12 protein-coding genes are annotated in these 13309 nt (G+C 55.3%); 6 read left to right on the top strand and 6 right to left on the bottom strand.

Going from position 1 to position 13309, the window contains the following annotated elements:
- Nucleotides 1-66: 66 nt before the first annotated feature.
- The gene (locus tag G462_RS0120345) at nt 67-1131 is read left to right on the top strand and encodes a glycoside hydrolase family 43 protein (protein ID WP_211234253.1); all 1065 of its coding nucleotides are present in this window, start codon (nt 67-69) and stop codon (nt 1129-1131) included.
- Between the two features lie 77 nt (nt 1132-1208).
- Here the strand turns inward: G462_RS0120345 and G462_RS0120340 are convergent, their stop codons facing one another.
- Nucleotides 1209-1616, bottom strand: a complete 408-nt coding sequence (locus G462_RS0120340) for an ACT domain-containing protein (RefSeq protein ID WP_026960604.1) — start codon at nt 1614-1616, stop codon at nt 1209-1211.
- Nucleotides 1617-1895: 279 nt separating this feature from the next.
- Between G462_RS0120340 and G462_RS0120335 the strand changes: the two genes are divergently transcribed.
- Nucleotides 1896-2297, top strand: a complete 402-nt coding sequence (locus G462_RS0120335; RefSeq protein ID WP_026960603.1) for a hypothetical protein — start codon at nt 1896-1898, stop codon at nt 2295-2297.
- 65 nt (nt 2298-2362) lie between these two features.
- Here G462_RS0120335 and G462_RS0120330 read toward each other — a convergent pair whose 3' ends face one another.
- The 3 genes from G462_RS0120330 to imuA are packed head-to-tail and all read right to left on the bottom strand — an operon-like array spanning nt 2363 to nt 7527.
- Nucleotides 2363-5434, bottom strand: coding sequence for an error-prone DNA polymerase (locus G462_RS0120330; protein WP_026960602.1), 3072 nt, complete (start codon nt 5432-5434; stop codon nt 2363-2365).
- On the bottom strand, nt 5434-6870 hold the full coding sequence (locus G462_RS0120325; protein ID WP_026960601.1) for a Y-family DNA polymerase: 1437 nt from the start codon (nt 6868-6870) through the stop codon (nt 5434-5436). Before G462_RS0120325 ends, G462_RS0120330 begins: the two co-directional genes overlap by 1 nt.
- Nucleotides 6871-7527 carry a translesion DNA synthesis-associated protein ImuA gene (gene imuA / locus G462_RS0120320; protein ID WP_026960600.1) on the bottom strand — a complete coding sequence of 219 codons (657 nt, stop codon included), beginning with the start codon at nt 7525-7527 and terminating at the stop codon, nt 6871-6873.
- 506 nt (nt 7528-8033) lie between these two features.
- On the opposite strand from imuA, the gene G462_RS0120315 reads away from it, so the two are divergent.
- Nucleotides 8034-8432: a hypothetical protein gene (locus tag G462_RS0120315; protein WP_026960599.1), complete on the top strand. Its 399-nt coding sequence runs from the start codon at nt 8034-8036 to the stop codon at nt 8430-8432.
- A gap of 26 nt (nt 8433-8458) precedes the next feature.
- Here G462_RS0120315 and G462_RS0120310 read toward each other — a convergent pair whose 3' ends face one another.
- Nucleotides 8459-8794, bottom strand: a complete 336-nt coding sequence (locus G462_RS0120310; protein WP_211234252.1) for a translation initiation factor — start codon at nt 8792-8794, stop codon at nt 8459-8461.
- Between the two features lie 148 nt (nt 8795-8942).
- On the opposite strand from G462_RS0120310, the gene G462_RS0120305 reads away from it, so the two are divergent.
- Genes G462_RS0120305 through G462_RS23600 form a run of 3 tightly spaced genes read left to right on the top strand, consistent with a single transcriptional unit; the run spans nt 8943 to nt 11739 of the window.
- Complete coding sequence (locus G462_RS0120305) at nt 8943-9170, top strand: FeoA family protein (RefSeq protein ID WP_026960597.1); 228 nt, start codon at nt 8943-8945, stop codon at nt 9168-9170.
- Entirely contained in the window at nt 9167-11464 is a 2298-nt protein-coding gene (feoB, locus tag G462_RS0120300) for a Fe(2+) transporter permease subunit FeoB (RefSeq protein ID WP_051326894.1), read from the top strand. Before G462_RS0120305 ends, feoB begins: the two co-directional genes overlap by 4 nt.
- A 32-nt stretch (nt 11465-11496) precedes the next feature.
- Complete coding sequence (locus G462_RS23600) at nt 11497-11739, top strand: FeoC-like transcriptional regulator (protein WP_051326893.1); 243 nt, start codon at nt 11497-11499, stop codon at nt 11737-11739.
- A 25-nt stretch (nt 11740-11764) separates the two neighbouring features.
- On the opposite strand, the gene G462_RS0120290 is transcribed toward G462_RS23600, so the two are convergent.
- On the bottom strand, nt 11765-13282 hold the full coding sequence (locus tag G462_RS0120290; protein WP_026960595.1) for an EAL domain-containing protein: 1518 nt from the start codon (nt 13280-13282) through the stop codon (nt 11765-11767).
- Nucleotides 13283-13309: the final 27 nt, after the last annotated feature.

Raw genomic sequence — 13309 nt, 5'->3', positions numbered from 1 at the left:
ATCATAAGTTACCGGGGCAGTGGCTTTGTTATCCTCGCTGCAGCTGTTAATAAAGTGAAGAACACCATGACTATTGATGTAATCGATGCCGAACAGGCGAATGTAGAAATCAGTGATGCAGAGCGCGTAAGCGAGCTCGATTTGGCCCGCGCCAATGCGCTCAAGCCGGTCAACCCACCGTTGGTGACCAACATGTATACCGCAGACCCCTCTGCCCATGTGTTTAATGGCAAGATCTATATCTATCCTTCGCACGATGTCGACAACGGCCAGCCGCTGAATGACAACGGCGATCATTTTGATATGCGCGACTACCACGTGTATTCGCTAGAACGCCCACAAGGTCTGGTGACTGACCACGGTAATGCGTTGGATGTTAAAGACGTGCCATGGGCCGAGCGTCAGATGTGGGCGCCGGATGCTGCGGAAAAAGACGGCAAGTACTACCTGTACTTCCCAGCGCGTGATTACGATGGGATCTTCCGCATCGGTGTCGCAGTTGGCAATGCGCCAGAAGGGCCATTCGTTCCAGAAGCTAAGCCTATCGAAGGCAGCTTTAGTATCGACCCAGCGGTGCTACAAGATGATGACGGTGCCTACTACATCTACTTCGGTGGCCTGTGGGGCGGTCAGCTGCAAAACTGGCGTAATGGCGAGTTTGGTGAGGAAGTGTTCCCAGCCGACGACCAGCCTGCGCTTAAGCCAATTGTTGCCAAGCTTAGCGACGACATGCTGCAGTTTGCTGAGAGCCCGCTGGAAATTGATATCTTAGATGAGCAGGGCAATCTGCTGGTGGCCGGCGACAACGACCGTCGCTACTTTGAAGGCCCATGGGTGCACAAGTATCAGGGCAAATACTACCTGTCGTACTCCACCGGCGATACCCACAAGATTGTCTATGCAACCAGTGATTCGCCTTATGGACCGTTTACCTATCAAGGCGTGATCCTGGAGCCGGTATTGGGCTGGACCACCCACCACTCAATCTGTGAGTTTGAAGGCAAGTGGTACCTGTTTTATCACGACAGCAGCCTGTCAGGCGGTCAAACCCACCTGCGTAGCATCAAGATGTCTGAGCTGCATTATGATGAAGATGGCCGTATCCAGACCATCAAGCCGTATTACGATTAAGCGCTAATCGCGTAAGTCATTAAGCCGCAGTCCTGTATACAGGACTGCGGCTTTTCTGTTTTCAGGGGGCGGGGCTTTTAGCAAACCGAGCGGGCGGTTTCCTCTAGTACGCTCACCGCGAGCTGCGCCTGATCGGCGGGAACAAAGATATGGTCGTGGTAGAACGCGGCAATCACATTGGCGCTGATGCCATTTGAGGCCAGTGCCGCCGACACCGCAGCGGTTAAGCCCACCGCATCGAGGCTGGAGTGAACCGATAGGGTGATGCAGCGGAACACCGATTGATAGGCCACACCTTGTGCTTGCGCCTGCTCGCGTGGCACCACCAGTGTCATGGCTTCTTGCTCTTGAAACATCGCTATCGGGTTGAGCTGGGCACCATCGCCATAAGCCCCTTGCTCCAGGGCGATGAACACATACTCTTGCGCCATCAGTTGGGGCTGCATACTGCTTATCAGTTTGGCTAGATCGGTTTCACCACTCATTGTCTGATCCTTGTATATCGAGCTGTCCACACCTAATAAATATCGTAACTGCATATTTTCAAAATCAGTATCTGGCGTTGGAGAGTATCATTTAAGCCTAAAGTAAAAGGGTTTTGGCACTTTGTGACTTAAGCTGACTCACATCTAAATAACCAGATACCATAATTTGAATGTGATTTATTGCGATTGTTTTGGCTTGTCACCGCGCCGTACACTGGCCGCTTCTGCTATCAGAATATCCGTTGAAACAGATATTTTTGTTCAATTAAGGATCGCAATATGAAATATCTATACATTGTCCGTGGCCCATTTGGAACCGGCAAAACTGAGTTTGCCCGTACCATTACCAGTAACGTAGTGTCGTGCTGGGATTACTATGCCTCTCATGGCGAAAACAAGTGGAATGAAGATCTTAAGCCCTTCGCTGATAACTACTGCCGCAAGCAAGTAGACACCTTTATGCAAGAAGGCCGTGAAGTGATTGCGGTAACCAACTCGTTCTCACAAAACTCCGACCTTGATTACTACTACGAGCTGGCTGAGAAGCAGGGCTACAAAGTATTCTCATTGGTGATGGACTGCCGTGACCACGAAGAGTACAAGCGTGATGCTCCGCAAAGCGTGGTACTGAAGCAGATCTTGAATCTGAAGAACAACCTGACCTTCCATCATTATTTCTAAAATTCGGTCAGACTGCTTACTTGAGCGCCGGCAAATGCCGGCGTTTTCGTACATACATCTGTGTCTCAGTGAAAATCTCGAGATTCTGCCCTTAGCTCACCAAGGCGCTCTGTATAGTCCTCAAGGCGTCCGGCGATAACGTGGATGACGTCGCCTTCACGCTCTAACACGCCCACAACTTTTAGCACTTTGGCCCGCAAAAACGCGCTCTTTTGCTTGTGTGAGGTGGCTGACCACACCACCACGTTGATGTTGCCGGTATCGTCTTCCAGGGTGATAAAGGTGACGCCGGCCGCGGTGCCGGGCGATTGTCGCCCGGTGACTACGCCCACTACGCTGACCAAGGTGCCATGCTCTACCTGTTTGAGCTGCTCGGCGCGGCGAAAACTGCCGAGTCGGCCGTGCTGTTCCAGTAAGGTCACCGGGTGGTGCTCCAGGCTCAAGCCTAAGGCGGCGTAGTCTTCTTTAAGCTGCTCAAGCGGCTGTGGCTTGGCAAGGCGAGGCGGCGGTGATTGTTCCTCGGGGAGGTCTGCAAACAGCGGCAGGGTGTGCGGCTCCATCAGCTCCCAGCGGCTTTGGTAGCGGTTGCCACTGAGTGCTTTTAGGGCATCGGCGCTGGCTAGGGCCGCCAGCTCGCCTTGGTGGATATCCAATCGCCGTAGCTGTGAGATGCTTTGGTAGCCATCCGATGGGCGCTCAGCCACCAGCAACTCAGCGGCAGCGCGACTTAGACCTTTTACCAAACGCAGTCCCAAGCGCAGTGCTTTGTCGCTGTTGTGATCGCATAGCAGGTGATCGTAGTCCGAGTGATTAATGCACACCGGCAGTACTTCAACCTTATGGCGACGGGCGTCTTGCACCAGCTGAGAGGGGCTATAAAAGCCCATCGGGTGGCTATTGAGCAAGGAGCAAAAATAAGCGGCAGGATAGTAGTGCTTGAGCCAAGCGGAGGCGTAGGCGAGCACCGCAAAGGAGGCGGAGTGGCTCTCCGGGAAGCCATACTCGCCAAAGCCACAGATCTGGCGGTAGATCTGCAGGGCAAATTCCTTATCGTAGCCGCGCTCGGTCATGCCCTTGACCAGCTTGTCCTGAAACTTTTGTAGCTCGCCGCTTTTACGCCAAGAGGCCATGGCTCGGCGCAGCTGATCCGCCTCGCCGCCGCTAAAGCCCGCCGCCACCATGGCCAGCTTGATCACCTGCTCTTGGAAGATCGGTACGCCCATGGTGCGCGCTAGCACCTCTTTGACCGCCTCAGAGGGGTAGCTGATCGCTTCTTCGCCGTTCCGCCGCTTTAGGTAGGGGTGCACCATATCGCCTTGAATCGGCCCGGGGCGGACGATGGCGATCTGGATAACTAGATCGTAATAGCTGCGTGGTTTTAGCCGGGGCAGCATGCTCATCTGCGCCCGCGACTCAATCTGGAATAGCCCCACGGTATCGGCGCGCTGGATCATCTGATAGACCGCTTGATCATCTTGCATGGCGGTGAGCTGGGCCAGAGTGAGTTCGCGTTGGTAGTGCTGCTTCAACAGGCCAAAGCACTTGGACAGGGCAGTGAGCATGCCCAGCGCCAGTACATCGACCTTGAGCAGGCCAAGGCTTTCCAAGTCGTCTTTATCCCACTGGATCACCGTGCGCCCGGGCATGGCCGCATTCTCAATCGGCACCAAATGATAGAGCGGACCGGCGCTGATCACATAGCCGCCCACATGTTGGGAGAGGTGGCGGGGGAAGCCCATAATCTGTTCTACCAGCGCCACCAGTTGACGCGCTTTGGGCGAGTCGGGGCTCAGGCCTAACTCGCTCAGTTGTTGCTGCCAACTGGAATGACGATCGCGTCGGTCGATGTTTTTGATAAAGAAGTCCAGCTGGTGCTCGGCCAGTCCAAGGGCTTTGCCCACCTCACGCAGGGCACTGCGAAAGCGATAGGTACGCACCGAGGCGGCCAGCGCCGCGCGCTCCCGGCCATATTTTTGATAGATGTACTGAACCACCTCTTCACGGCGCTGGTGTTCGAAGTCGACATCGATATCCGGCGGCTCATTGCGCTCTTTGCTGATAAACCTCTCGAACAGCAGCGAGATCTGGCGCGGGTCCACCGAGGTGATCTCCAGACAATAGCAGACCACCGAGTTGGCCGCTGAGCCTCGCCCTTGGTAGAGGATCTGCTGGCGGCGGGCAAACTGCACCACATCGTGAATGGTTAAGAAGAAGTGGGCATAGCCTTGCTCGGCAATAAGGCCCAGCTCTTTCTCGATGAGTGTCAGGATCTGCTCATCGGCACCTTCGGGGAAGCGTTTCTCACAGCCTTGGTAGGTGAGTTTGCGTAGATAGCTGTCGGGGCTGTCGCCATCGGGTACCAGTTCGGCGGGGTATTGGTAGCGTAGCGAGTCGAGGTTAAAGTCGCAGCGCTCGGCCAGTGTAACGCTCTCGGCCAGCCAAGTGGGGGGAAAGATATGCTGCAGCTTGTCTAAGGGACGCAGCGCATACTCTTGATTGGCCAGTAGCTTTCGGCCCAGCTTGTCTAAGGGGCGGCGCAGGCGGATGCCATGCAGGACTTGCTGCATCGGTAGTCGCTCGGGGTGGTGCATCAGCACCCCGCCACAGGCCGCGATTGGCAGTTGGTGCTGGGTGGCTAATTGCTCACAGTGGGCTTGATAGTGGTGATCATCGGCGCGTAAATAGCGGCGAAAGCCGATGGTCAGGCGGCTGCGGTGGTAGCTAAGCAGGCTCTGCAGATGCTGGTGGTCGCGCTCATCGCCACGGGGCAGCCACAATAGCAGGCAGTGCTTAATGGTGTTGAGATCCCACTGGCTAAACTGATAGCTGCCTTTCTCGGCCCGGCGTCGGGCATTGGTGATCACCCGGCACAACTCGCTATAAGCGGGCTGATTAGGGCAGAGCGCCACTACGCTGATCCCCTCAAAACGCAGCAGGCTGCCAACGATTAGCTTGAGCGGTAACTGCAACTCTTTGATGCGTTGATGGGCTTTCACCACCCCGGCTAAGGAGCACTCATCGCACAGCGCCAGCGAGTGGTAGCCCAGCTCGGCGGCACGCTCCACCAGCTCTTCCGGGTGAGACGCCCCATGCAAAAAGCTGAAATTGCTCTGGCTAAATAGCTCGGCGTAGCCCATCAGCTGAAATACCCATGCACAAACCACTGCTGCTGCGGGGTACGAAACACCCACAGATACTGGCCGTCGCCGCTGAGCGCAATAAAGTAGTCGCGCTCGATGGGCTGCTGATCCCACCAACCGGCAACAAGCCGCTCCGGGCCTTGCTGCAGGGTGATGGGGTGTTTTAGCGGCTGGGGAGATGGCAGCAGCAGGCTAGGGCGCAGAACCTGCTCAGCGATAAGGGCACTGGCGGGTGCTAGATCGCCGGGATGGGGGACGCTGGCTCGCTCTGGGCGGAGATCATCGAAGCGGTCGATGCCGGTCAGGCTGGCATCGCCCAGCCGAGTGCGCAGCTGCGCCACCAAGGTGCTAGCCGGAATAGCAGCGTGCTGTTGGTTGAACAGATCGGCCTTATCACCAGCCAGCGTCTGAGCGTGACACAGACTCAGGCTAAGCCGATAGACCGGTGCGGCCAGTGGATGACGCTCCAGGCGCAGCGCAAACAGCTTAAGCCACTGGGCCGCACTGTTTTGCCCGGCGGGGGCGTGGATTTGTAGCGTTTGCTCCGGCTGTTCGCGAAAGATCAGGCTTAGCTGCATTCGCGGAGCGCCCAGCTGACGCTGACGCAGATGCTGTTCGAGCTGTTTGAGCAGTGGCTCGAGTATCTTGAGTAGCTGGGGGCTCTGCTTTATCTCGTAGCTTAGCTCGCAGTGGCGCTGAAACTGCTCGGGTGCTTGATAGCCGGGAAGGTTTAACGGCAGCTTGCCTTGCAGCTGTGCTAGGTAGACCTGCGATGCAGGGTCGAGCCGCTCAATCAGCTCGCTGCGGGGCAGGGCCTCCAGCTCGCCCACGGTTTGCAGGCCTAGCCGCTCAAAGTGGCTGAGCTGCTTGTCTGGAAAGTCGCAGCAGGCCAAGGGCAGGGCCTGCAAGCGTTGCGCGCTTTGCTCATGCGTAAGCAGCTGGTCGGTTTTTGCTCGAGCCAGCAGCTTGGCGGCTAATAAGGTGGTGGCGCTGGCAAAGTGGTAACGGAGCGGCAGCGGCGCGAGCTGCGTTTGTAGCTGCTGCCAGTAGTTGTCGAGATCTTGATATAGCTGGCCCATGGTATCGAGGCGTAAGCCCAAGCCCTTGGGCGGGTCGAGGCTGATATCGCCATTCAGGCTATATAGCTGCTCGGCCAAGTGCTCGAGTGCGTCTTGCTCCAGCTGGCTTTGATAGGCATAAACCTGCAGCTTTTCCACCAAGGCCGCGGCACTGGCTAGCCCCATGCCGACCTGCAGGCCCTCTTTAATGGCGGTATCGCTAAGCTGTACCAATTGGTGGCTGTGTGGGTCGACCACCGCCTCAAGGGCTTGCTGGGCGCTTTCTTCAGTACCGCTTTGAGCATCGCTATTGTTTGCAGGCATGATCATGCTATCGAGCTGCAGGCGCGGGAAATACAGGTAGAGCCAGAACATCTATCCCACCTTCTCCTGTGGGAAGGGGATAACCTGAGAGGCTTGCTGCTGGGTTAGCTCTGGCCAGTGGCGGGCAAAGTGAATCAAGCGGCTTTGCCCCGGCCAGCCTCCGCGGCGTTTGAGTACCGTGACCTGCAAACCTTGCGGATGCGCCTGTAGTTCCAGCTGCAGGTCGAAGGGCAGGGAAAACTGGCTGTCGTGGGGCGGGTAGAAGGCAAACAGGCGGCTGTCACCGTGCTGGCAGGCCAGCTGCAAGCGCTTGAGCTGCGCTACGTTCATTCCCTGTTGCCACAACAGCACATGACTGCTGCCGCTGAGTAGGCATTGCTCGGTGGCCCATAAGGTCTCCTTGGCGCTATTGGGGCGCAGCACCAATAGCTGATGGTTGCCAATACCGTGCTGGGCAAAAAACTCCGCATTGGGCAGGGCGGGGGGATTAATCAAGATCCACAGCCGTTGCTGCTGTTGCAGCTGGGGCATAAGTAGGCGCAGCTCGCCCACCGCGGGTTGGGTATGTAAGGCGGTGACCCCTTGGGCCGGAAAGCCGCCTTGTAACAGCTCGTCTAGCTCGGGATAGCCACTGCTTTTCTTGGGGAGATTCTGGGTTTTAAAGCCTCGCCAGACTTGCTGGTGGGCGAGCAGTTGTTCGAGACTCATAATACGATGCTGCACTGTATATACTGTATTTATATACAGTATATTTTGCGATGTGGTGTATCGCAAGCACCGGAATCTTGTTAGCTCGTTGGGTGCAGTAAAAAACGCTTAAAAAACAAGCGTGAAATTGCCCATCATGTGATGAACTTCAAAGTCTGAATTGCGACTTAGGTCTAATGTGGCTGCAGTTAATTTAATCATTAAATTTTGCCGACCACACCGCACACCGAGATAGCAAACCGTGCCAGCGAAACACGAGGCTGGCTGGCTATCTGGTGCTAATTCGAGCAAAGCGCCAAGTGAGTTTGGCGAGCGATGACCTTGCTGTTATCGCCATGGTGGGTGTTCAGGTTTATGTGAGTGCCTGAGAAAAGAAGCGTGTCATTGTCGGTATCATAATGGCTCTCTTCTTACGCATTACAGGCAGTTGTCGCGCAGTGTAGTGACTTGTTCATTCACGACAGGATTAGGTTAGGTGCCAAGGCAATGCATGGAGGCCTTTGAGCATGAGCTGGACCTATGTCGATGCAGCAGACGATCTGACATATCGCCAACCCCTACCTACCAATACCCCGCTTACCGAATACGATATCCCACACCAAGAATGCGAATTACGCCAGGCCATTGAAGAGTGGTTGTGTTCGGCGTTTATTCCGTTTAGCTCACGTCCGTGGCTGGACAACCTGTTTCATCATCACGATGTGGATCAAGCCAAGCATGTGCTGGAAGAGGCGGATGAGCGCTTAATGGGGGTGTTGTGTAGCGAGGAACATCGCGCCGCCTTGGCTCGGGTTATCTCGGTCACTCCGGATAACGCACCGCATAAAAAGTACTTAGTGAGGCAGTTTTTACTGCCTCTGTTGCGTAAGGCCTTGCCGCATGCGCTTAGCGTGAGTGCTAAGTAACAGCAAGTTTGCCTCGATAGAGGCGATTAGCCGCCGATACGCTTCACCTTGTAGCCTTGCTGCTCCAGCCAGGTTTGCAGCTTGTCGCGCTGATCGCCTTGGATCTCGATGACATAGTCTTTGACGCTGCCGCCAACGCCACACAGCTTCTTCATCTGTTTGCACAGATCTTTAAGCTCGCTGGCTTCCACGCCAAAGTCGCTCAGGCAGGTGACGCCTTTGCCTTTTCGGCCTTTGGTTTCGCGGCGCATCTTGATAAAGCCGTCGGAGGCGGGGATCTGTTCTGGCTGTGGCTCAGCCTCAATTTTTCCTTGGTCGGTGGAATACACCAATTGCGACAGTTGATCGCGTAACGATGACATAGTTGCCTCAAAAGCAGAGAAATTACCCCGCGAATAATACGTTGTGGCAATTATCTTGTGAAGCAAGATGAAATTGATATGTATCAAGGTAATGTGAGCTGGATCGGTTCAAGATGCAAATGGTAATAATTGTTATTTGGAGTAAGGGATGCGACTCAATCAGTTAACTCCGGGCCAGCGTGCACAAGTGCTCGACCTCAATCTTTTATCATCTGCGATGCGTCGCAAGCTCTTATCAGTGGGTGTTTTGCCCAATACAGAACTCCAGCTTATCCGAACCGCGCCATTTGGCAGCCCGTTGCAGCTTAAGGCCAAAGGGATCAGTTTCGCCTTGGATTTGGATCAAGCGAAGAAAATCGAGGTACAAGCGCTATGAAGGATTGCTGCGATAGCCAACGTGAACAAGCGATACTGAACAGGGATAGTTTGAATATCGCCACCATCGGTAACCCGAATAGCGGGAAGACCACCTTATTTAACGCCTTAACCGGTGCCCGTCAGCGTGTGGGTAACTTCAGCGGCGTGACCGTTGAGAAGGCCAGCGGCCAATTCACTGCCAGCGATAAGCAGATTAACTTAGTCGACCTGCCGGGTGTTTATAGCCTGGAAAGCATGGGCGACAAGGGCGCGCTGGATGAAAAGGTGGCGCGTGATTACCTGGAGCAGCACCAACTGGACTTGGTGATTAACGTGGTAGATGCCTCGAGCCTGGAGCGCGGCCTATTCCTCAGCCTACAGCTTAAAGAGCTCGGCCTGCCGGTTCTGCTGGTGATCAACAAGATGGATACCGACAAGGCCAAGCAGCTAGATATCAACACCGCCGCCCTAAGCGAAGCGCTAAAGATGCCGGTAATGGCCTTAAGTGCCACCCACAAAGGCGATGTGGAAAAGCTCAAGCGCAAGCTTATCGCCCAAACGGCCTTGGCCCAGCAAGCTGGCCAGCCCGCGGTGAGCTACCCCGAGGCCATCAATCAATTCTTTTTAGGGGCAGAGGCGATTGGCCTAAGCCGCCGCGACGCCTTTGACTTGCTCAATGACGAGCTGCCCGCCTGTGTTGACGGCGATGCAGCCTTGAGTGAACAAGCGCAGCGCCTGCGCACCAATATTGGCAACTACGACATTGAGCTCGGTTTGGCAGAAGCACGCTATAGCCGAATCTATGAAATCACCCAGTTTGCGGTGAGGGCAAAAGGGCAGTTATCGCAAGATGTTAGCGAGCGCCTGGACAAGCTATTGCTGAACAAGTGGCTGGGGATCCCGGCATTTTTGCTAAGCATGTACGCCATGTTTATGTTTGCCATCCACGGTGGGGCGGTGTTTATCGATTTCTTCGATATCACCTTTGGCACCGTGTTTGTCGATGGTGTGGCTCAGCTGCTGGAGGCGGTGAGCGCCCCGGGCTGGTTGGTGATGATCCTCTCTGAAGGGATCGGTGCCGGTATCCAGACCGTTGCTACGTTTATTCCGGTGATTGCCTTTTTATACCTGTTCTTGGCAGTGTTGGAGAGCTCCGGCTATCTGGCCCGTGCAGCCTTCGTGGTTGACCGCTTTATGCAGAAAATCGGCCTGCCGGGTAAGGCCTTTGTACCGATGCTGATGGGCTTTGGCTGCACCGTGCCTGCGGTGATGGCAACTCGGGTGTTGGAAAAAGAGCGCGAGCGTATTCTGACGTCGGCGATGAGCCCGTTTATGTCCTGTGGGGCGCGTCTGCCGGTGTACGCATTGTTTGTAGCGGCCTTCTTCCCACACAATGGCCAGAACGTGGTGTTTGTGCTCTACCTGCTGGGGATCTTGGCGGCCGTTGTTACCGGTCTGCTGCTCAAGCACACCTTGCTACCGGGGAGCGCCCAGGAAAACCTGTTGGAGCTGCCTGACTATCAAATCCCCCGCGTGAGCAATATCTTGCTGCTGACTTGGCAGAAGGTACGCGGCTTTATCATGGGGGCGGGTAAGACCATTGTGGTGGTAGTGGCCATCCTAAGCGTGCTTAACTCGATTACCCTGAAAGGGGAGGCCACCGATCCGGGTAGCGATGACGCCATCTTGGCTCAGGCATCACAGCTGGTTACGCCGGTATTCGCGCCGATGGGCGTGGAAGAGAACAATTGGCAGGCTACTGTGGGGATTGTAACCGGCCTGTTCGCCAAAGAGGCGGTAATCGGCACCCTTAACACCCTCTACTCAGACGCCGGTGAAGACGAGGCCTGGAGCTACGGCGAGCGCTTTGCCGAGGCCTTCGCCACGATTCCCGACAACCTATTCGGTATGAGCTTTAGCGACCCGCTGGGGATTGCGGTGGAAGAGGGCCTAAGCGAGCAAGAGGCAGCCGACGAGCTGGAAGTGGACCTGACCACCATGAACATGCTGCAGCAGCACTTCACCAGCGCCTCTGCGGTGGCCTACATGCTGTTTATCTTGCTGTACATGCCTTGCGCGGCGGCGATGGGGGCGATAGTGAAGGAGCTGGGCAGTGCTTGGGCTCGCTTGATTGCAGTGTGGAGTACCTTGCTGGCTTACTGTAGCGCAACCGGCTATTACCAAGTGATGAACTTTAGCCACGCGCCGCTGAAGTCGAGCCTAACCCTGCTCGGTGTCGCCCTTGCCGTAGGGATATTTGTTGTCGCACTAAAACGTATGGGGCGCCGCAACTATGACCTCGCAGCAGCGTAAAAAACTATGACCTTGCAGCAGCGTAAAAAACTATGATCTTGCAGCAGCTTAAACAAGCGATTATCGACCAGCCGGGCATTAGCCTGGCTGAGCTGGCGCGAAAGTTCCGACTGAGTGAAGATGCCTGCAGCGCCATGCTACAGCCTTGGGTCGCCCGTCAACGCCTGACCATGCAATCATTGCCGGGCTGCTCGGGCAGTTGCGGCTGTCAGATCGGTGAGCAATTCACCCTGTATTGGCAGCCTGAGCAACAGATCGGCGTGCGTTTGTGCTAATGACTCATGGGCGACAGGCTGAACGCTAGTCGCCCAAGCCATCTAAAAATTGCTCGATGCTGGTGGGTTTGCCATACATCCAGCCTTGAGCATACTCCACCCCTAACTCGCGCAGCGCGCGGGCTTGCATAATATTCTCGACCCCTTCAGCTACCACTTTCAGTTCACTGCTGTGGGCAATATCGACAATCATTGGGATCAACGATGAGCGTATCGCACCTTCTTCCAGTTCGTAGGTGAAGCTACGGTCAATCTTCAGGTAATGACAAGAGAAGCGCTTGAGCTGCTGCAAATTGGAGTAGCCGGTGCCGAAATCGTCGATGGCGATCTCCAAGCCATGATCGATCAAATGTTGGATATTCTGTCTCGCTTGCGGGGCATCGAGGTGCAGATCTTCGGTGATCTCTAAGGTGATAGAGCCGGGGAAGGCCTGCACTTCTGGCCAGTCGAGTAGCTCGACAATCTTGTTTGACTCCACATCGCTGGGGAACACGTTAAAGCTGAGCTTAAGGTGTTTGAGTTGCTCGCCGGGGCCGATCATCCGTTGCAGGCTTTCGGTGACGATGTGTTGGGTGAAGCGCCAGCTCAGGCCTTGGCGTTGCAGCTCGGGGATGAACTGATCGGGCGTTAAGCTGCCTTGCGCATCGTTAAAGCGCGCTAAGATCTCACCGCCAATCACCTTGTCGGTGTTGATATCGACAATTACTTGGATCACCGGATAGAAGCAGTGGCGGCTTAGCCCACGGCGTACTCGGCTGGCGATGGTGGCGCGATGCTGCAACCAATAAAAGGCGGAGTTGTAGCTCAGTAGCAGCATTAGCAGCAAGACCATTAGCGACATTAGCACCAGCTCAGGGCGAGTCTTGAGGATGCTTAGGTGGTCAGTCTCTATGCCCATGCAAAAACGCGAGTGAACCGCGCAACGTTGGCTTAGGTGGGACTGCGCGCTACGGTGCAAAAGGGTGCCCGGTTGGGTTATGTTAAATAGCTCAGGTTCGCCAAATATTGGGATCAGGCCATCGCTGCTGCGCCCAACAATTTGCCAGCGGTGGCTGGTGATGTCCGCTGGGTTAAGTTGGTTGCCATCGACCACCGCATTAAAGCGACCAAGCTGCATAATATGGGCGCGGTAGGCGAAATCGAAGATGTATAACTCTTCATCGATCCACACGCTGATCTGCTTATCGGTGCGATAGCTGGGCGCTTGGATCGGCAGTGGCGGCTCAATCGGTCCACTGGCGGTGGTGCAGGAGAGGTGATCGTTATCGATAAGGCCGATGTCTTGAATAAAGGGATTGAGAAAAACCGCCCGGCGCATATGCAGTAACAGCGCTTCGTCGCATTGCTCAGAGGGCAGCTGATTGAGCTGCTCAAGGGAGCCTGCCACCGAGGTAAACACCTTATCAGCGAGGTTTAAGTAGCTATCAAGTAATCGCTGCTGCTCGCGAAATAGCCAACTGGAGAAGATCAGCGTGAGCGCCAGCGTGCCCAATAAGGTGATGGTAACGGCAAAGGAAAACGACAGAAAGCGGTGTTTATTCAAGCAATTGTCTCAGAGCTAAAAATGTAA

It is taken from the genome of Aliagarivorans taiwanensis DSM 22990, assembly GCF_000429505.1.
GTDB classification, from domain to species: Bacteria; Pseudomonadota; Gammaproteobacteria; order Enterobacterales; family Celerinatantimonadaceae; genus Aliagarivorans; species Aliagarivorans taiwanensis.
This window is presented reverse-complemented; position numbering and strand designations above follow the sequence as displayed.